Source organism: Natronobacillus azotifigens, from assembly GCF_026805325.1.
Taxonomy (GTDB): domain Bacteria; phylum Bacillota; class Bacilli; order Bacillales; family Amphibacillaceae; genus Natronobacillus; species Natronobacillus azotifigens.
The window spans coordinates 14,267-33,525 of sequence record NZ_JAPRAT010000037.1 but is presented as its reverse complement, the minus strand read 5'-3'; the positions used below and the strand labels follow the sequence as shown (position 1 = coordinate 33,525).

The 19,259-nt window shown below is 36.5% G+C and carries 18 protein-coding genes and 2 other annotated features; of the genes, 3 read left to right on the top strand and 15 right to left on the bottom strand.

Annotated features, from left to right (window positions below; all coding sequences use genetic code 11):
- Positions 1–131: 131 nt before the first annotated feature.
- Both OWO01_RS14765 and OWO01_RS14760 read left to right on the top strand, forming a co-directional pair.
- Positions 132–455, top strand: a complete 324-nt coding sequence (locus OWO01_RS14765; protein WP_268781242.1) for an ArsR/SmtB family transcription factor — start codon at positions 132–134, stop codon at positions 453–455.
- 93 nt (positions 456–548) lie between these two features.
- Positions 549–2,462, top strand: coding sequence for a heavy metal translocating P-type ATPase (locus tag OWO01_RS14760; protein WP_268781241.1), 1,914 nt, complete (start codon positions 549–551; stop codon positions 2,460–2,462).
- Positions 2,463–2,932: 470 nt separating this feature from the next.
- Here the strand turns inward: OWO01_RS14760 and OWO01_RS14755 are convergent, their stop codons facing one another.
- The 10 genes from OWO01_RS14755 to OWO01_RS14710 all read right to left on the bottom strand — a co-directional run bounded on the left by OWO01_RS14755 (position 2,933) and on the right by OWO01_RS14710 (position 11,171).
- A complete protein-coding gene (locus OWO01_RS14755; protein WP_268781240.1) occupies positions 2,933–3,427 on the bottom strand; it encodes a dUTP diphosphatase in 495 nt (164 codons plus the stop codon).
- A 53-nt stretch (positions 3,428–3,480) separates the two neighbouring features.
- Positions 3,481–4,044, bottom strand: coding sequence for a TVP38/TMEM64 family protein (locus tag OWO01_RS14750; protein ID WP_268781239.1), 564 nt, complete (start codon positions 4,042–4,044; stop codon positions 3,481–3,483).
- Between the two features lie 110 nt (positions 4,045–4,154).
- Positions 4,155–4,421, bottom strand: coding sequence for a DUF1294 domain-containing protein (locus OWO01_RS14745; protein ID WP_268781238.1), 267 nt, complete (start codon positions 4,419–4,421; stop codon positions 4,155–4,157).
- A 476-nt stretch (positions 4,422–4,897) separates the two neighbouring features.
- On the bottom strand, positions 4,898–5,257 hold the full coding sequence (gene rplT, locus OWO01_RS14740) for a 50S ribosomal protein L20 (protein ID WP_268781237.1): 360 nt from the start codon (positions 5,255–5,257) through the stop codon (positions 4,898–4,900).
- Between the two features lie 45 nt (positions 5,258–5,302).
- The gene (gene rpmI / locus OWO01_RS14735) at positions 5,303–5,497 is read right to left on the bottom strand and encodes a 50S ribosomal protein L35 (protein ID WP_268781236.1); all 195 of its coding nucleotides are present in this window, start codon (positions 5,495–5,497) and stop codon (positions 5,303–5,305) included.
- Positions 5,498–5,532: 35 nt separating this feature from the next.
- On the bottom strand, positions 5,533–6,036 hold the full coding sequence (gene infC / locus OWO01_RS14730; RefSeq protein ID WP_268781243.1) for a translation initiation factor IF-3: 504 nt from the start codon (positions 6,034–6,036) through the stop codon (positions 5,533–5,535).
- A 123-nt stretch (positions 6,037–6,159) separates the two neighbouring features.
- Positions 6,160–6,281: a sequence feature (ribosomal protein L20 leader region), on the bottom strand.
- A 449-nt stretch (positions 6,282–6,730) separates the two neighbouring features.
- Entirely contained in the window at positions 6,731–8,809 is a 2,079-nt protein-coding gene (locus OWO01_RS14725; RefSeq protein WP_268781235.1) for an SA1320 family protein, read from the bottom strand.
- Positions 8,810–8,821: 12 nt separating this feature from the next.
- The gene (locus tag OWO01_RS14720; RefSeq protein ID WP_268781234.1) at positions 8,822–9,640 is read right to left on the bottom strand and encodes a DUF1672 family protein; all 819 of its coding nucleotides are present in this window, start codon (positions 9,638–9,640) and stop codon (positions 8,822–8,824) included.
- 348 nt (positions 9,641–9,988) lie between these two features.
- Positions 9,989–10,339 (bottom strand): hypothetical protein, encoded by a 351-nt coding sequence (locus tag OWO01_RS14715; RefSeq protein ID WP_268781233.1) that lies wholly within the window; start codon positions 10,337–10,339, stop codon positions 9,989–9,991.
- Positions 10,340–10,352: 13 nt separating this feature from the next.
- Entirely contained in the window at positions 10,353–11,171 is an 819-nt protein-coding gene (locus tag OWO01_RS14710; RefSeq protein ID WP_268781232.1) for a DUF1672 family protein, read from the bottom strand.
- A 541-nt stretch (positions 11,172–11,712) separates the two neighbouring features.
- On the opposite strand from OWO01_RS14710, the gene OWO01_RS14705 reads away from it, so the two are divergent.
- The gene (locus OWO01_RS14705; protein ID WP_268781231.1) at positions 11,713–12,390 is read left to right on the top strand and encodes a nuclear transport factor 2 family protein; all 678 of its coding nucleotides are present in this window, start codon (positions 11,713–11,715) and stop codon (positions 12,388–12,390) included.
- Positions 12,391–12,566: 176 nt separating this feature from the next.
- Here OWO01_RS14705 and thrS read toward each other — a convergent pair whose 3' ends face one another.
- The 5 genes from thrS to dnaI form a co-directional block, all read right to left on the bottom strand.
- The gene (thrS, locus tag OWO01_RS14700) at positions 12,567–14,516 is read right to left on the bottom strand and encodes a threonine--tRNA ligase (protein WP_268781230.1); all 1,950 of its coding nucleotides are present in this window, start codon (positions 14,514–14,516) and stop codon (positions 12,567–12,569) included.
- Between the two features lie 111 nt (positions 14,517–14,627).
- Positions 14,628–14,853, bottom strand: a binding site (T-box leader).
- 66 nt (positions 14,854–14,919) lie between these two features.
- A complete protein-coding gene (ytxC, locus tag OWO01_RS14695; protein ID WP_268781229.1) occupies positions 14,920–15,738 on the bottom strand; it encodes a sporulation protein YtxC in 819 nt (272 codons plus the stop codon).
- A gap of 369 nt (positions 15,739–16,107) precedes the next feature.
- Positions 16,108–17,238 (bottom strand): hypothetical protein, encoded by a 1,131-nt coding sequence (locus tag OWO01_RS14690; protein WP_268781228.1) that lies wholly within the window; start codon positions 17,236–17,238, stop codon positions 16,108–16,110.
- Positions 17,239–17,279: 41 nt separating this feature from the next.
- The gene (locus OWO01_RS14685; RefSeq protein WP_268781227.1) at positions 17,280–17,942 is read right to left on the bottom strand and encodes a trypsin-like serine peptidase; all 663 of its coding nucleotides are present in this window, start codon (positions 17,940–17,942) and stop codon (positions 17,280–17,282) included.
- A 370-nt stretch (positions 17,943–18,312) separates the two neighbouring features.
- Positions 18,313–19,248 carry a primosomal protein DnaI gene (dnaI, locus tag OWO01_RS14680; protein ID WP_268781226.1) on the bottom strand — a complete coding sequence of 312 codons (936 nt, stop codon included), beginning with the start codon at positions 19,246–19,248 and terminating at the stop codon, positions 18,313–18,315.
- Positions 19,249–19,259: the final 11 nt, after the last annotated feature.

Here is a 19,259-nt window from a genome sequence, read left to right as displayed (position 1 = left end):
CGAATGGTGTTGAAGTTGTCCATAATAAGAAGAAATATGATATACTAAATGAGAAAACGTAAAAAATTCATTTAACCATGTAAACTCAGTATAGTACAAAATTCATTAAGATCAGCGAAAGGATCATATATATGGAAGAAATAAGTAAAGAGAATCAATATTTTCAAGAATTAGATGACAATACACTTGATCTTGTTTCTCAAACGTTTAAGGCATTAAGTGACCCAACACGAATTCGCATTTTATATTTACTGTCTCAAAAAGAATGTGCTGTGAATGAAATGGTTGAGTCATTGAATCTTAAACAGTCAACCGTTTCTCATCAATTACGTTATTTAAAAAATTTAAGATTGGTAAAAAACAGACGTGAAGGAACTACATTATACTATTCCGCAGATGATCAGCACGTTCTTAAATTGCTAAAAGAATCCATCGAGCATTCTCTACACTGCTAGAACACATGTCCATTCGAAAAAGAATGGATTTTTTGTTGCTCTTTATATCGGTATATGATAATATGATCATATATTAAATTAGGAGGAAATGATATGTCTAACATCCATGAACATCATGATCACAATCATGGCCAAACACCCATTGTGATGTATTTTATTGGTTTGACTTTGGCAATTATCGCTTTGTTTTTGAATGAAACTTATGAAATCTTACAGAACACGTTATTTTCTGTTGCAACGGTTACTGCTGGGTATCACGTTGTTATCCTCGAGGGAATTGGAGAAACAATAGAAAATACAAGAACAAGAAAGTGGTTTACACCCAACTCTCATATTTTGATGGGGTTGGCTGCACTAGGTGCTTCTCTTATCGGAGAATTTTGGGAGGGATCACTTTTAATTCTCATTTTCTCAGGTGCTCATTTTTTAGAAGAGTATGCAGAGGGAAGATCTAATAGAGAGATTACTAAGTTAGTTGAAATGAACCCAACAAAGGCGCGACGAATTACTTCAAATGGAAATATTCAAACCGTTGCTATAAACCAACTTAAAATTGGAGATCATGTTCAGGTAAGAAACGGTGATCAAGTACCTATCGATGGTGTGATACTATCTGGCGAGACATCCATTGACGAGTCATCCATTAATGGAGAAAGTATTCCAAAAGAAAAAACAAAAGGAGACCTCGTTTTCGGAAGTACAATAAACGGAACAGGTACGTTCACAATGGAGGTTACAAAGGAGAACGACGATACTGTCTTTTCAAAAATTTTGCAACTGGTGAATCAAAACCAGAACAACCAGACAAAAGTTGGAAACATCATTAAAAAGTTTGAGCCGAAGTATGTGACATTCGTGTTGATCGCCATTGTCTCATTTATCGTGTTGGCTCCGCTCCTATTGAATTGGACATGGGAACAAAGCATTTATAGAGGATTAGTTTTGTTAGTTGCTGCGGCTCCTTGTGCTCTAGCGGCAGCTACTGTATCCGTTACATTATCAGCAACGTCCAATCTTGCTAAAAAAGGAGTATTATCAAAAGGGAGCTCCTATTTATCTCAATTTGCCAACATTGAAGCCATTTCTTTTGATAAAACGGGAACAGTAACAAAAGGAAAACCAGAAGTAACCAATGTGCATTTTTCTGACGCTGTAAATGAAGAAGAACTGATAGATATCATCGTTGCCTTAGAAAAAGAATCCAACCACCCACTTGCAGATGCAATTTTGAAAAAATTCGAAACAAAAAATAGATTAGCTATTCCAGTTACGAATCAAATAGGTAAAGGTATAGAGGGAAAATATAATGGTCATTATTACCGAATTGGCAAGCCAACCTCATTTATACGTGTTTCCGATAAGTTTTCCAAATTAAATAATAACTGGGCGTCCGAAGGGAAAACAGTTGTTTATCTAGCAAAAGATGAAGAAGTGATTGGATTGATTGGATTAATGGATCTACCAAATGATCAAGCCAAATCAACAATCGACTATTTCAAACAACAAGGTATCCACACAACATTAATTACGGGCGACTCTAAAAAAACCGGGGAAGCGGTAGCCAAAAATCTAGGAATCAATGAAGTCATTTCCAATGTAATGCCAGAAGATAAATCAAATAGGATAAACGAACAAAAAGAACGACATGGCGTTACTGCTATGGTAGGAGATGGAGTGAACGATGCACCTGCATTGGTGAATGCAGATGTAGGAATTGCTATGGGTAACGGAACAGATGTGGCTGTTGATGTGTCTGACTTAGTACTGATGCAAAATGATTTATCTAAATTGGTGCAAGCTCATAGAACGGCTCAGAAAATGAATCGTGTGATCTGGCAAAACATCATCTTCTCTATGTCGGTTGTTGTCTTTTTAGTTGTTGTGACATTCTTAGGTTTAACTGATATTGCGATTAGTGTAATTATCCATGAAGGAAGTACACTAGTTGTAATTCTCAATGGACTTAGGCTATTACGAACGATTGATCCACTAAAATTGAAATCCTAAACAAAAAGAAGTGTTTCGTTTTCATTCTTGAACTACAAAAACAGAAACACTTCTTTGCTATACTTTAAAAAAATGTAACTCACGACATGATCCGACGACCATGTTAAAAAAGCCCTGTTGGATGAAAAAACAGGACTTTAAGTGTAATTATTATAACAATCAGTCGGAGTTTTTAGGTATACCCCACTGATTGTTAGCCCTAAAGGATGACCTAAAGGCTCTTGAACCATTCGGGGCTAACGTCGGTTACTCCCACTTAAACAACTTGGTATTCTCGTTGTTTTGAAGTGGAAGTCTTACGAACGATTGCTCCGGGATAAAGTTTTATTTTTGATAAGAAAAATGCGTAATGTTATAAGTCTTTTGCTCTCAAATTCCACCCCCTGCTGTTATCCATAAAAAGTTTCATTATTTCATCTGATCGGGACTAAAAGGTTTAACCGAAAAAATTTAGAACAAATTAAAACAGGTTAATAGTTACTATCTTGTCTCGTAAAATTCACTTCATTTTTGGATAAATATGCCTTTTGGATATCTGTTTCAGAAAACCCTAGTTTCACTCCTAAAAATAAAAAGGACTGAAATAGTGCGAGATAATTCGCTTCTGTACTGTTTTGTTTGAATGCTATCACAGAATCAAACAAATCATTAAATGCCTCTGTTGTTTCTTTTGCATCAACTTTTACAGTACTTGCCTCTATTTCTTCCCGTTGATAGCTCTGATCAATGCCTATGGATAAGATAAAATGAAGGCCATCAACATATTCTTCTAAAATGACTTGTTGTTCACTTGCCTTCTTGTGACTCCAAAATTTAAAACAACGCGTCTCGTTTGCAAGTTCTCCTAGTTCCACTAATAGAGCTAAAATTTTCTTGTCAAACAAATCTGTTGCCTTCACACCATGATTATTCTGAATATACTGATCTAGTTTTTGCTGCATCGTAAACAACTGTGTCCAGTTCATCTTGTACCTCGTTTCTTTATTTAGGTTTCAAATTTTATCAAGGCTACCATTCTCTAGCTTAAGAATTCTCGAATGGTAAAAGTAATTTCTTTTCTGCGGAAAAAATATAAAAATGGAACAATTCCTACTAACATTCCGGTTGAATGTAGTGGTGAAAAATTGGATATGGATTGCCCGATCGCTGTGTATATAATCGCTACAGGAACATTAGCTACTAATGAAGAGCGAAAATAATCTTTGAATTGTTTTGATGATTCATAGATGAGAAACGATAATAGATGAAAATGAATAAATGGGATCAATCGTAAAACAGCTATCTGCCCAGTTGTCATTTGAGTATCACGACCAATTAACTTTTTTTTCATTTTAAAAAGTCTTGCTGTTGTACTTGGCATAGAATTTGCCATGAAAAAGAAAATCATGCTTGATAACGTGATCCCGATGATTGAGAGCGCAATTCCTGGGATAATTCCAAACACAAGTCCACCGAGAATACATAATAATACGACAGGAATAAAAAAGATTGGTCGTATGATATGCAATGCGATAAATAATAATGGAGCAAAAATTCCACTCGTCTCGATGACTAACGTTAGATATTCATCCAAATTTTCCATCAGTAATCCTCCTCACTATGTCCCTATAATTATATGAAAAGAGACGAGCCATCTATGACAGGTTATCCTGTAAAGATAATTTACGAAGAAAAGTGTGAATAGAAAACTCCTTATAGCAATGCGAGCGCCATGTATAAAAAAATAGCTTGGCTGAGGACTAATAATGGCATTCCCATTCGAAAAAGCAGGCGTTTTGTTTTATGTCGGTATGTATTCATGCCAATCACACAACCAAGTGAACCACCTAACCATGCAACCATCCAGAGTGTTTTCTCTGAAATACGCCATGTATTATTTCGTGCTCTCTTTTTATCTGAACGAAAAAAGAGGAAGCCAATGATATTCATCACAATTAAATAGCCAATTAGTAGTTGCATTTGTTTACCTCTTTTCTGTTTCTACATCATGAATTATATCAAAGACTTTGTGATTTTTACACTTGAATGAACAAAATCCTCCTAAAAATTCTCCATCCCCTCGCCATCTTGGTCTAACCGCCCTGAGTTCTCACACTGATTGAAGTTTCGATCGTAAAAGAATATGTATAAGAGTAGTTGTTTTCTATTACAAAAAATCCATAAACTGCGAAGTAACGAGAAGTTTTTATACCCGCTCCTCAAATGAAATTGACTCCCTTTCCGCAGGGCGTGGCTTCAGCTAACTCGGAAGAAATTCACTTCCGAGTGGTTTTTCTTGGAGAAGTTAGCTGAAGCCGTACCCGTGGAAAGGGAAAGCCTTGGTTTACGTAGCGAGATAGGAGCACTTACTGCGCTGTTTGTGTCATATGCGAATATTGAAAAGAACAAAACAAAAGAGCTGTTTCCTTGGTAAAAGAAACAACTCTAATCGCTTATTATTTTGCTAATGCAGTTTTTGCTTGCTCAGCTAATTGTGCAAATGCTTTTTCATCATTAATCGCTAATTCAGAAAGCATTTTACGATTTACTTCAATACCTGCTAACTTCAATCCGTGCATTAAACGGCTATATGAAAGATCGTTTAGACGTGCAGCAGCATTGATACGCGCGATCCATAATTTACGGAAGTCACGTTTTTTCTGCTTACGGTCACGATATGCATATTGACCTGATTTCCAAACTTGTTGTTTTGCTACTTTAAATAGGGCATGTTTAGAACCGTAGTACCCTTTTGCTAATTTTAGTATGCGTTTACGACGCTTACGTGTTACTGTTCCACCTTTGACACGTGCCATTTTAATTCCCTCCTATATATCTAAACGAAATCTATTCGATAGTAATTATCTTGGTAACATTTGATCAATACGTTTTTGGTCGCCAGCAGAAACAACAGCGCTTTTACGTAATTTACGTTTTTGCTTCGTTGATTTGTTTGCGAATAAGTGACTAGTGTAAGCGTGAGAGCGTTTAAGCTTCCCAGAACCTGTTCTTTTGAAACGTTTTTGTGTGCCTTTATGTGTTCTCATCTTTGGCATGAGTAGTTCCTCCTTCGTAGCATGTAAATTAGTGCTTATTTTTCGTTTACTGGAGCGAGCATTAAGAACATACTGCGTCCATCCATTTTCGCTTTTTGTTCGACAGTAGATAAATCTTTACATTCATCTGCCATCTTTTCTAATACTTTTCTACCTAGATCCTTGTGGGTGATTGCACGACCGCGAAAACGAATCGAAACTTTTACTTTGTCACCTTTTTCAAGAAACTTTCTTGCATTGCGAAGCTTCGTATTAAAGTCATGATCTTCAATTCCTGGGCTCAAACGAACCTCTTTTACATTGATGATCTTTTGATTTTTACGTGCTTCTTTTTCTTTCTTCTGTTGCTCAAAGCGGAACTTACCATAATCCATAATTCTACAAACTGGCGGCTTCGCATTTGGTGCTACAAGAACTAAGTCTAAATTTCTTGTTTGAGCAATTTCTAACGCTTCCTGACGAGATTTTACACCAAGTTGATCTCCATTAGAATCAATGAGACGCACCTCGCGTGCACGAATATTCTCATTGACATTCATATCTTTGCTAATAATCATCCACCTCCGTGATTTTTTAAAAGCGGCATGAACTATGACCGTTACTTATACTAGTAACATAACCTTTTTCCAATGGTCGCTTGACAAGCTTGTTGTTATTTTTCTCCATAGAAAAAAGTGTCGGTACAATTGCACCCACACGTATCCAAAATTAATCAGAATCAGTAACCTGGCAACTACATTACATGTGTCGAACAGGCGAGAAGCGGGTGCCTCTACTTGTCGATAGATCATATTCAATTTCACTTGATCAATCTTATCACGGATAAAACATCATGTCAATGCCTTTTTTCTTTTTAACAGCTCTGAAATGATTGCTTGATTTTCTTTTGATGTCATTTTTTCCAATTAGCTAGTTTTCTTTTGATCGTATGCTTAGTCACACTAGTATTCATCTTCTGAAGAATTCTTTTACTTTAGAATCAAAATAAAACCGTGATGGGGTAAATGGGCTAACGTATGGAAGTTTATCTACCGTTGTTAAATGTTGGGTTAATGAACTTTGAAGGTATAATTGCTGTAAAAAATAAAATGTAACAGACTATGACATGACACAACAATACACAAACCGAAAATTACTAGAGAAAATTGTTTTCTTTTTAAAAAACTGTATCATTTCTGCTTAAAAAAGGTGTGAAAATAACATTTTAAATAAATCAACAAGCTTTCATTTTTGCTAAAAAAACGTCACGCGCTCTACTTGTTCCTGCAACATACCCATATTTGTTTTCATTCTCCCTGCATTAATCGTTAATTCTTGAATGGAGTTCGCTTCATGATCGCTTAATTGGTAAACAATATCGTCAAATAGAAGCTGCATTTCCTTTAATATCGCTACCGCAGCTCGATTATAAGCATAAACATCGGCATATTTACGATCCGCAAAGATAGCATTTTCAATATATGGTCGGAAGTTCGCCAATAATTCTGGAAAATTCTCTCTTAAACGATTAATCCCTTGGCGAATCCCTCTAATCGTTGCTTCTAATTCATCAATCGGTTCCAATACTTTCGATACCCTGTCTCGAACTCTATCATCATAATCAGTAAACAAACCAATAATTATTCCTGGTACTGTTTTCTTGAAAACGAAACGCTTTACACCTCGAGTCGTATGCGCTATCGCTTTCGCTTTTAATTCAACGAGTCGGGCTGATAAAGACAACCCTGATAAAATCGGATCGATTACACGCGATATCTGTTGAAAAAGAAGGGTGTAGGCGAGCTCTGCTTGTTCATCTTTCAGTGCTTTTTTATCTCTCATCTCATTGGAATCTTTAAAGTGATAAGGATCAATTGTCGGTATATTCACTACTTCTCTTATGGCATTTGCTTGCTGTTGAATGGATATTGCGACTTGAAAATCACGCTGATCAAATGTTGATGCTGTCTTCGTGACTTGATCCCCTAATGTATCTAACTGATTGCTTAATCGCTGACTGTTTTCCAAAACCATCTGATAGTGATCATCAAGTTTCTCCACCACAGCATCTCTTTTATGAAGGGCATCTTGGAACATTTCTGGTAGCGTTTGATTCATGATCATATCAAATGCTCTTATCAATTCATCAATACCAGAACGAAAGGACCCCAGTCCATCAGACATTTCTCGAAACAGATGAAAAATATTCAGTCTTTTTGTAACCAGAACATCAAATAACTTCGCTGGTGGCGAAGCTAGTATATTGGATAAAAGCGTACTCTCTATTTCTGCCTCATCCAATAAGCCAAACAAGTAGTTTGTATCATTCTTGGCTTTGGTCCCAAGAGAGGTGATTCCAGTGAAAAAAGAATGAGCAGCCTCTCTTTCGATAAAATCTTCAAAAGTTGTCTGTAACTTTGTTGTTCTTTCCGTGATTTGCGCTCCAACGTCTTTAACAATTTCGACAGCACTTACCAAATAAGTATCCGATCGCTCAAGACGATCCGCTACTGACGTTTCTAAGCCGGTCGCAAGCACCAACAAAGTTTCAGGGTTAATCTTGATTCGCTCTGATCGCTCACCATAAAGTGGCAACCCTGTCCAAAGGCTCGTAACAATGTGTTCGTCAGCGGCAATATGAATCACACCCGCGCCAGGCTCCCCTTCTTCTCGAATCATATGGTATTGTGTACCTTCAGCATTTCGCAGATATCCAGTGTGGTTTGGACCAATTTTGTCTAAGCCATTCGGTGTACCATTAAAAATATCATAATGCTTGCCTGGAATGCGCGTATCAAACTCTAACGCCGTTAATGTATTCGTCAAGATATCGTAACTACTGAAGTAATTCGTGACATGATCATATGTCTGATCAGGATCCATCATCCCTTCAGGTAGAAGTGCAGGATTTAGCGTCACTGCTCGAACAGGATGCTCAACAGCAACCGCTCCTACTAGAGCGCCACCTAATGAATTCCCGGTAATCGCGTCTACACCGTATTTAGCGTTCATCTTATCAAAGTACGCTTGCGCCGCCTTAAGTTGTGGTACATCCATCTCACTAAGTAACTGTATGTCTGTGATAATGTCTTGGGTTTGGTTCTTATCCGTGCCGACATAAACAACTATTATTTCCTCGTTGGTTAAATTTCTTACCGTTATTGCATCTAAGCCGGTTTTAGTGTCTGAGATAGTATCTAATACTCTATACCAAGTATCATATATTTCAAAGTGACTGTCTAATGGTATTTCAAGATAAGCATGATAACCAGCCATCTGAACGAGATCTTGATCTGAAGTCATTTGGCTCGCTTCTACTACACTAGTTAACATATGATCACCAACCTATTCCTTAATAATATCATTCGGGTACGAACGCTTAATTGAATTCTCTTTGTTTCCTTGCCCTGAGCTTTTTCTAACTCTATTGTCGTGTAAGTGAATACCATATTCTCCAGTTGGAATTTGATCTGCTTCTTCTAGCGCAGAGGCAATCGCATCTAAAGCGTCTTGACTAGGCTCGACATTTTCTTCTGCCATAAAAAGGTGCATACCCACCATAATCGATTCTGCATCAAAACCTGACTCTTCAAACATAAGCTTCCAATCATTAACACTTATTTCTACTCCATCTAGATAGCTACTTAATATTTGATGAAAAGGCTTGTCATTCGATATTTGAACAAAATAATAGGGAGTTTCATAGCCGCTAGCGCTAGTTTTAGCTATTGCTTCACTTGTTCTACCCGTTATATGAAATTCTGCGAAAAGCTCCTTTAACATAGTATCTAAATTTAAGAACTTATCTTGATAAGCCATTCCATATAGGCCTGTAATAATTGCACTTTCAACTTGCCAAGATTGCGACCAAACATGTTCGGTCATAATTTGTTCGTTTTTTACATCAATCGGGATAATCGCATAAGAATAAAAATGTGGTTCTCCTACTGATTCAACAAAAACCGTCGCCCCATCAACATTGCCGACGATATTATGGACAACTACGTCAGTCTTGTATTGTTCGCGAAAGAAACGAATGACTGCTTCTTCAACAATCTCCTGGTTATCGTTGGCAATTTGATTGGTTCGTCTTCCGTTAGCTAATGTATACTCCTCCCCCGTATAGTCCTGAACCCTCATATAGTAATCATCATCACTCTTCATTGATAAACACCCCACAAGTAGAAATAGGAAACCTATGATGGATAAACAAAATCTTAGCTTCATAAAAAACTCCTTCCCATCGCATTATTCACTTCTGTATTTTATCGGAAATCATGATGGAGTAAAAGAGAAATAAGGTAAAATAGGTAAAAAGAGGGGAGTGTGGGAGTTTTTTAATCGAGCACAGACCTATCATAGGAAATATTACCCAACAGGAATAAGGAGAAAATCGGCGTAATTTTAAGAATAACTTATTTTATAGAGGTAGGGAAATTCAAATAAGAATGCTACGCAGGTAAGTAGGTCGGGAAAAGATCAAAACTACTAAAATATAATTAATGATATCCTTCAGGTAGAAGTGCAGGATTTAGCGTTCATCTCATCAAAGTACGCTTGCGCCGCCTTAAGTTGTGGTACATCCATATCACTAAGTAACTGTATGTCTGTGATAATGTCTTGGGTTTGGTTCTTATCCGTGCCGACATAAACAACTGTCACTTCTTCATTTATCATATTTCTTACTGTTAGTGCATCTAAACCTGTTTCGGTATCTACAATAACATCCAAAACCCTATAATCCGTATCATTAACATAAAAACGGTGATATTTGTTAAGTTCACGATAAGCATGATAACCCGCCATCTGAACTAAATCTTGATCTGAAGTCGTTTGAGCCAAATCTACTACATTACTCGACATAATTTCACCAAACCTATTCCTTAATAATATCATTCGGGTCTGCACGATCTATGGAATTCTCTTTGTCACCTCGACCTGAGCTTTTTCTAACTCTATTGTCATGTAGAGAAATGGAATACGTCCCAATTGGAATTTGATCTGCCTCTTCTATCGCAGAAGCAATCGAGTCTAATGCGTCTTGATTAGGCTCAACATTTTCTTCTTCCATAAAAAGGTGCATACCTACCCCAATCGATTCTGCATCAAATCCTGACTCTTTAAATAAAACCATCCATTCCTCTTTACTCTTTGATGGTTCATTCAAGTAAGTTTTCCACACTTCTTCAAAAACAGCACTATTTGATACTTGCACAAAATAGTATGGATTGCTATAGCCGCTTCCACCGATATTAGCTACAGCCCCCATAGTATGGCCAACTATACTATATTCCTTAAATAACCCCTCTAAAATATGATCCAAGTTCTCAAATTTTTCATGATAAACCATTCCATATAATCCTGTTACGATCGCATTCTCGACCTGTCTTTCCTGTGACCAAACATGTTCGGTCATAATTTGTTCGTTTTTTACATCAATCGGAATAATCGCATAAGAATAAAAATGTGGTTCACCGACGGATTCAACAAAAACCGTTGCCCCATCAACATTTCCGACGATATTATGGACAACTACGTCAGTCTTGTATTGTTCGCGAAAGAAACGAATGACTGCTTCTTCAACAATCTCCTGGTTATCGTTGGCAATTTGATTGGTTCGTCTTCCGTTAGCTAATGTATACTCTTCACCTGTATAGTCCTGAACCCTCATATAGTAATCGTCATCACTCTTCATTGATAAACACCCCACAAGTAGAAATAGCAAACTAACACTTATGATGGATAAACAAAATCTTAGCTTCATAAAAAACTCCTTCCCATCGCATTATTCACTTCTGTATTTTATCGGAAATCATGATGGAGTAAAAGAGAAATAAGGTAAAATAGGTAAAAAGAGGGGAGTTTGAGAGTTTTTTAATGGATTAAAGACCTATCATAGAACATATTATTTAAATCCGAATAAGAAAAGATGTAACTCAGTTAAGAAAGTTCTAGATGACTTATTAAAATAGTTATTATTCGCTTCTTTATTGGAGAGACTTCGAACATCATTAGAAATTGGAATGATACGCACCTGAACTCTTCACATGGAGAAATAAGTAAGAAGTTATCGCTCAATCGATTTGGACCTAGACCTTGGCATATCTGCACTCTTCAAACTTTTAAAGAAGGAACATGAAGTACATTCATTTAAATTTATCACAATGGATGCTTAATGTATTTATATATACTGTATAATTTTATCCATATTAAAACAACATGGAGGTGTTAAGGAAATGAAGTATTTTTTATCCGGACTTTTTATGTTATTTGGTCTAGCGTTTTATGCCATGCCAGCAGAAGCTACTAGCGTGAGCGATAAAAGCGTTGAGGACGCAATTCAAGCTTTAGAACGAGCGTATGAGGCTCAAATTGAAGGAGATTTGATCGCATTTTCTTCAAAAGTCATTGATTTAAATTATCCAGTTCAAGAGGAAGCACTGGAAGTTTACCGTACCGTCTTTCCTGAGAATCCAATGATAGACTATGAAATTATTGAGGAACTCCCAAATGAAAACGGGCATAAAGTTTTCCTTGTTATTGAGGAGTTTTCATCAGGTTATTCAGTTCAGGGACCTAGCAGAGTGACAGAGACTGATGAAGGTTGGAAGGTCGTCCTTTACAATGAGATTACAGAGGTTGACGATCAATATGCAAAAGTAATAACACCAGCACGGTTTGAAGAGAATATATCCTTCTCCCAATCAAATGAGTTAACGGAGGATAAAATAACACCTTTAAACGGAATGCTATGGCGAGCTATCTCTAATGAGTTTGGCCATAAATTTAATTCAACTACTTATTCAACACCATCTAAGGGATTAACTGAAAAACTTTCACATTTAAAATTAAACGTTACGCATCTTTATAACCCTAACTTTCTTCTAAGATTCAGAGGTATTTTTTCTTACTAAAATTTCAAGATATCCTTTAATAGGATATTTTAACACGCCTAACAAAATATTATTAAACCGATTGGTTCTAAGAGAAGCGAATGCTAACTTATTATCCGCTTTTTTTATTGAACAGACTTCTTTTTGGAAGCATGGTAAAGGAAAAAAAGAGAATGGACACGCCATTCTCTTTTCGTCTACTTATTTATTAAATTTTTCTTTTCAATTTCTTTCTTAATCAGCTCAATATAAGCAGTCAAACCGATCGTTTCTGAATTTTGCTCACCGTAACGTCGAACATTAACAGCATGATCTTCCACTTCTTTATCTCCTACAACAAGAGCAAAAGGTATTTTTTCTGTTTGCGCTTCACGGATCTTGTAACCAATCTTCTCGTCTCGTTGATCCAGTTCTACCCGGACACCTGCAAAGCGAAGCTCTTCTTCAACTTTCTTCGCATATTCGGCATGCACATCAGTAGAAACTGGAATAATACGCGCTTGAACTGGTGCCAACCATGTCGGAAAAGCTCCTTTGTATTCTTCAATTAAGAATGCAACAAAACGTTCCATTGTAGAAACAACTCCACGGTGAATGACAACTGGACGATGCTCTTTTCCATCTTCCCCAATGTACGTTAAATCAAACCGTTCTGGTAAATGGAAGTCTAATTGAACCGTTGATAATGTCTCATCTTTACCAAGCGCTGTTTTCACTTGTACGTCAAGTTTCGGGCCGTAAAACGCTGCTTCACCTTCTGCTTCCACATAGTCAAGATTCATATCTTCCATCGTTTCTTTCAACATTGCTTGTGCTTTTTCCCACATTTCATCATTATCAACATATTTTTCTGTATCTTCTGGATCACGATAAGAAAGGCGGAAATAATAATCCTCAATACCAAAGTCACGGTATACATTCTGAACCAATTCAACGACGCGAATAAATTCGTCTTTCAATTGATCTGGACGAGCAAAAATATGCGCATCATTTAATGTCATTGCACGAACACGTTGCAAACCTGCAAGCGCCCCAGACATTTCGTGACGGTGCATCGTACCAAGTTCTGCAATACGAACCGGAAGATTTCGATAACTGTACAGTTCATTTTTGTACACCATCATGTGATGTGGACAGTTCATTGGTCGAAGTACTAAATCTTCATTATCCATTTCTAATGTTGGGAACATATCATCTTTGTAATGATCCCAGTGTCCACTTGTTTTATACAGTTCAACGTTTCCTAGTACTGGTGTATAAACATGGTCATATCCTAAACGTTCTTCTAAATCGACAATATAACGTTCAATCGTACGACGAATCGTTGCACCTTTTGGTAACCAAAGTGGTAGACCTTGTCCTACCTTTTGAGAAACGGTAAATAAGTTAAGTTCTTTGCCTAGTTTACGATGATCGCGTTCTTTCGCTTCCTCTCGTAAACGTAAATATTCATCTAAATCTTCTTTTTTCGCAAAAGCAGTACCATAAATACGTTGCAACATTTTATTGTTACTATCTCCACGCCAATACGCACCAGAAATACTTAGCAATTTGAACGTTTTAATTTTACTAGTTGATGGAATATGCACGCCACGACAAAGATCAAAAAATTCCCCTTGCTCATAAATGGTTACTTTTTCATCAGCAGGAATTGCTTCCAATAATTCTAACTTTAAGTCATCACCAATTTCACGAAAACGTTTATCAGCTTCTTCTCGTGATACTTCCACACGATTGATTTCTAAGTTTTCATCGATAATTCGTTTCATCTCTTTTTCAATCTTCGGTAAATCTTCTGGTGTCAGCGAATGATCCATATCGATGTCGTAATAAAAGCCATCTTCTATCGTTGGTCCAACACCTAATTTCACTTCACCATACAACCGCTTAATCGCTTGAGCCATTACGTGAGCTGTTGAGTGGCGTATGATCTCAATACCTTCTGATTGTTTGTTTGTTATGATTGCAATTTCACCATCTACTGGTAGTGGTGTCCGTAGATCATAATATACACCATCTAACGTAACGGCTAATGCTTGTTTACGTAAACCAGGAGAAATAGATTGTGCAATATCTTCACCCGTTGTACCTTGTGGGAATTCTTTCTTTGCTCCATCTGGAAATGTAATTACTCTTTGTTCTGCCATTGCTAATTCACTCCTTCTAATTAAGTGGCTGTTTAATAGCCGTAGTTTTCTGTTGCGATCCTTGCAAAAGCTCTAACCATATAAAAAACGCTCATCCCTCTGCGTTGATCGCAAAGGGACAAGCGTTAGCTCGTGGTTCCACCCTAGTTTCCAAGTCCTTATCTGACTTGGCTTCATTAGCTCTGTAACGTAGAGAGACGCTGCTTCCTAATAGAATGAATTCAGAAGCAGAGTTCAGAGGTGGTAATTATTCGTTAACTGAACAGGAAGTTTTCAGCTACTCTCCCCTCTCTAGTGAACGTCTGACAAATAATCATGTCCTCATCAGTACTTTTAGTCTTTTTTTCATATGCCTAGTATTATAAAACTTGCTAGGCGAAAAATCAAGCGCATTTCAGCAATTTCAGTTTTTTTCAAAAGGAAATTGCTCGATTGGCTTATAAATGACTCGCTCTTCAAAGATATTGTGTACTGCTACCGTCTTTTTTTCTGATGGGTCATTTCCATATAAGTGAATCCACTTCGGTGCTAAAGCAAGAATTGGAGTTACATTTAATTCAGTTTCATCGAACCCTGTTGGTAATAGTTCTGCATCTAAAATCGCTTGTTGGAGTTCTTTTGCCCGTAATCGTCTCCCATTGGATAAATAAAACGTAAAAGAATCACCTTGTAAGACGTGTAATATGTCTAGTTTGTATGTATGATGACGTGCGAATTCGCGTAGTGTGTGAAGTAGGGCCTGATACATCTCTTCTAGTTTTTTCTCATCAATCGCGCGTGCTACCATCTCATCTAAAACCCAGTCCGAAGTTGCATAGAAAGATTCCACCCTTTCTTGATAATCATAAAGAGTCGTGGTGAGGTCAATGCGAAAATGATGCCGAACACTATCTTTCAAATCATTAATAAAATCAACCGAATCAAATTGATTGCTCATAATCATTTCCGTTGCCAGAAGATAAATTTGTTCTATCTCAGCCGTATTTTGATAATAATAGTCGTTCTGAATACGGTCAAGCAGTTCCTCTTTTACCGTTATCGTTACCCACATTTCCACAATGAGGTCACACAGCATCAGGAGTTGCTTGTCTGGAGAATCAGTAAGATCAAACACGATAGATATACTCGAATCTGGTTCCACATTCCAAGTTAACTCCAATTCTTTTAAACACGCAATAAAAAAGTCCCGTTCTCTTTCCTTGTCCATTTTTATCATTAACATTCCATCACCCTGCCCGAATCAAACTGTTATATTCTATGGGAAAGGATTGAAAAAAATGTATAGGTATAAGAAAAAGAGTGAATTATTCTTTTCTACGCCAAGTAAACTTTGCTTACTTGGTAACCTTACTACTCTTTTGTGAACACGCCTCACATTTAGGTTGCAGTCATTCTTGAACAGCTATAGATTCTTTCAACTTTCGTATCGGTTAACTAATCATTGGTGATTTTTGCACCAAAGGTATGCAAATAAAGTGAAACTTCAATCAGTGGAGGTTTTTAGGTATTCCCACAGTGATTCTTAACCCTAAAGGATGACCTAAAGGCCCTTAAAAATCTATAGTTAATTTCTACTCATCACTTTTGTTCTCTATCTAATAATATTTACTTGAAATACTTGACCTAACATAAGCGGATAAGTTTCTAGAATCAAGCCATTATATAACACCTCAATTTTTTCCCCTTTTTTAAAATCATAATTGTTTACTAACTCTTTGTTTACATATACAGGTGTAGAACGAGGAATGTGGATTAACCCAACATTAGGTTCTAATATTTCGAGGTGTTTTTCACCAATGTCTGTGATTTCCGCTATTAAGCTCGCTGGTGAAGTTGAACTGTAGGGTTCCGGTTCATCCGTTTTATTAGAGCCGTTTATCAACAAATTTTCATCCTCCATGAAAAAAATTGTTTTTGTTTTAACCACTGGTAGAATTTTCTGTTCTTGTGTTAAAATACTTGAAGGTACAGAAACAGAGTATACTGCATCCTGTTCCTTTAAAGAGTGAATTTCCTTAATTACATGGGAAAAACCAAGTGAAAAATCTATTTCATATGTGTGGCCAACAGGTCTATGATTTACAAAAAATGTTGAACGATAAACTGCTTCTTCTTGGCCCGAAAATTCAGATATTATACTGGCCATTCCCATATCATGTGGGTCAACTGATAAGTGAACCTCAACAGAATCGATTTCGGCTTTTTTGCTCTTTGAAGAAGGCTCTACCTGATATAATTCTGAAAATTCCATAGGCGAATTTTCATAGCGTACAGGAAGAATTGTTTCTAGGGCATTGTGATTAACACCCACTGTATCATTACCATTATTAGGATTGAAATAAGGATTTATAATACTTACTATACATAATTCACCGTCTCTATTCTTGTTATCTGTAATAGGTTTAATCTGGAAAGTAATTACTTCTGGAGTATGATCATCAAATGTAAAGTTGTGAAGGTAGGAAAACGTAGTCGAATTATTAACTGAGTATTCTTGAGGTATACCGTCTAAAAAGACAAGAAAACCTACGTTTGTAGCAACACCTTCAGCAAGAACCTGATAATCAAACTCTATTAGATTGTCATTATTTATCAACGGCAATGTATTCTCATCCAATATACCATGAGAAATTGCCCCTATGACTTCAGTTTCTTGTGCTGAGTGACTACATCCGGCGAAAATAAAGGACACTAAAAAAATTATAGTTACAATTCTCTTCATTATGATAACCTCACTCCATATGATTCTATTAAATAAAAATGTTAAAACCAAGAGAACATTTTCCCAAGGTTGATAGGTTGTTGAGTATCAACAAAATCACTATTTACTATGATTTGTTGCGCTGAAGACCCTCCAAATGGAATATCATCTCCATTTCTTCCTGGATAAACAGCAATAAATTGAGCATACCCATATTCAGGATGCCATAAACAATGGCTATTCGTAAGGACCGTTTTGGGACCAAACATGAACCCAGATCCATTATAGTATCCACCGTCATAGACTATGAAGACATAGGCTATCGCTGAATTCGGATGAACCGTTGTATCTTTAATTAATGTTCTTTCGTCTGGAAAATTAATGCTGCTAGGGTAAGCGTTCTCGTTAAAAGAAGAGATATCGTTTTCAAAAACGATTTCATCGTATTCGGCTTTAATCTTTTTCTCAAAAGCAAGTAATTCGTCTGTACTTAAAGTTAAGTTGTCTGGATTGAATTCCGCTGCTGCTGTCCCAGGTGCAATTTCAGAGAGGATGTTCCTTGTTCGATCAGACTGCTGCATTTTATTTACCTCACCTGTCGTCATATCGACTTCAATCATGGTTGGAAATCTCTCCAGGGTTTTGGCGGAGGTATTAAATTGGACAGGTAAAGAAATAACTATAGTTACTACAAGGAACCATAACATGTAAAATCTTTTTTTCATAAAACACCCTTCCATAAATTGTATTTTGATTTCTATATATGTATATCACACAATTAATCTAAAGTCTAGTGAAAATCATAAAAAATATAAGTTGATGTATAAATAATATAAATGGGGGAATATCAAGAGCTTTTGAAGGATTTTCGCTGGCGGGGGAATCATAACTCAACACTGGATACATAAGGTTTATGTAATGTTCATGAATGCGAATCGATCTGGCTACTACTGAAAATCATACTATTCAATGGTTCAATAAAAATCCATTTAACATAATGATGTTTACGTGATTAAAAGAGTGATTTATACCTTAAGTCGGTGGGAGATATCATATCCCCCACTGTTTAAAGTTTCACTTTATCATTGATGTATTCTATACTTCTCTTCGGTTCTCTGAAAAAATCGCTACTGGCTTACTTACTTGTTTCATTCGCTCAATAATTCGACCTGCTTTAAGCTCTTCTATATCTCCTTTTGTTGAAATCGCCAAATGCTTCTCTAGTTGATCCAAATCATAATTTGAACTGAAAAATATCGGCAATCCTTCCATCATTCGATATTGCAGAATCGAACCAAACACCTCATCACGGAACCAAGCAGAAATCGATTCGGCACCAATATCATCAATCATCAGCACAGGAGTTTTCTTAAATTGTTCGATTTTTTGACTTAAGGAATCGTCTTTAATTGACGATTTAATCTCTCTAACAAACTCCGGCATATAGATGAGCATAGAAGCAATATTTTTATCCGCTAATTCGTTTGCAATTGCACCTAGGAAATAAGTCTTCCCAACACCAAATGGTCCATAAAAATACAAACCACGCTTTGGAAGACCATCTTTCAATTGATTGACATACAAAAAGACTTCTCGAATTGCATCATGTCTTGCTTGATTTTGATCATCAATACTTTCTAAAGAAGCTTCTAATATATCTTTTGGCATATACAAACTTTTAATTAGTGATGATTTCTTTTGTTGAGCTTCTTTTTGTATCGTATATTTACATTTTTCGTAAGATAGGCGAATTTCCTTACCGATCACTTCTATACGAGGTTTGTAACCTGGCAAAACATTGTTTTTACAACCGTCGTCGGGACACTGTTGACAATCTTTATTTTGTGAATGATATTCATATAATTTCATCATTTGCCGATCAATATCCTCTGTTTGTAAATCAGGGTGATCGTTGATTAATTGTTGTATTTCAGGATCATTGAGTACTTCTTTTCGCATTTCTTGATAAACGGTTTGAAAAGAACGGTTTTCTCTCATCCATTTTTTTAAAGAAGCTTGAATTGGTTCCATTTTTCCTTTCC

What these genes read in the sequence shown, in the direction of transcription:
- OWO01_RS14765 (WP_268781242.1), top strand. Translation starts at nt 132, where the DNA reads ATGGAAGAAATAAGTAAAGAGAATCAATATTTTCAAGAATTAGATGAC.
- OWO01_RS14760 (WP_268781241.1), top strand. Translation starts at nt 549, where the DNA reads ATGTCTAACATCCATGAACATCATGATCACAATCATGGCCAAACACCC.
- OWO01_RS14755 (WP_268781240.1), bottom strand. Translation starts at nt 3,427, where the DNA reads ATGAACTGGACACAGTTGTTTACGATGCAGCAAAAACTAGATCAGTAT.
- OWO01_RS14750 (WP_268781239.1), bottom strand. Translation starts at nt 4,044, where the DNA reads ATGGAAAATTTGGATGAATATCTAACGTTAGTCATCGAGACGAGTGGA.
- OWO01_RS14745 (WP_268781238.1), bottom strand. Translation starts at nt 4,421, where the DNA reads ATGCAACTACTAATTGGCTATTTAATTGTGATGAATATCATTGGCTTC.
- rplT (WP_268781237.1), bottom strand. Translation starts at nt 5,257, where the DNA reads ATGGCACGTGTCAAAGGTGGAACAGTAACACGTAAGCGTCGTAAACGC.
- rpmI (WP_268781236.1), bottom strand. Translation starts at nt 5,497, where the DNA reads ATGCCAAAGATGAGAACACATAAAGGCACACAAAAACGTTTCAAAAGA.
- infC (WP_268781243.1), bottom strand. Translation starts at nt 6,036, where the DNA reads ATGAATGTCAATGAGAATATTCGTGCACGCGAGGTGCGTCTCATTGAT.
- OWO01_RS14725 (WP_268781235.1), bottom strand. Translation starts at nt 8,809, where the DNA reads ATGTTAACTAGTGTAGTAGAAGCGAGCCAAATGACTTCAGATCAAGAT.
- OWO01_RS14720 (WP_268781234.1), bottom strand. Translation starts at nt 9,640, where the DNA reads ATGAAGAGTGATGATGATTACTATATGAGGGTTCAGGACTATACGGGG.
- OWO01_RS14715 (WP_268781233.1), bottom strand. Translation starts at nt 10,339, where the DNA reads ATGTCGAGTAATGTAGTAGATTTGGCTCAAACGACTTCAGATCAAGAT.
- OWO01_RS14710 (WP_268781232.1), bottom strand. Translation starts at nt 11,171, where the DNA reads ATGAAGAGTGATGACGATTACTATATGAGGGTTCAGGACTATACAGGT.
- OWO01_RS14705 (WP_268781231.1), top strand. Translation starts at nt 11,713, where the DNA reads ATGAAGTATTTTTTATCCGGACTTTTTATGTTATTTGGTCTAGCGTTT.
- thrS (WP_268781230.1), bottom strand. Translation starts at nt 14,516, where the DNA reads ATGGCAGAACAAAGAGTAATTACATTTCCAGATGGAGCAAAGAAAGAA.
- ytxC (WP_268781229.1), bottom strand. Translation starts at nt 15,738, where the DNA reads ATGTTAATGATAAAAATGGACAAGGAAAGAGAACGGGACTTTTTTATT.
- OWO01_RS14690 (WP_268781228.1), bottom strand. Translation starts at nt 17,238, where the DNA reads ATGAAGAGAATTGTAACTATAATTTTTTTAGTGTCCTTTATTTTCGCC.
- OWO01_RS14685 (WP_268781227.1), bottom strand. Translation starts at nt 17,942, where the DNA reads ATGAAAAAAAGATTTTACATGTTATGGTTCCTTGTAGTAACTATAGTT.
- dnaI (WP_268781226.1), bottom strand. Translation starts at nt 19,248, where the DNA reads ATGGAACCAATTCAAGCTTCTTTAAAAAAATGGATGAGAGAAAACCGT.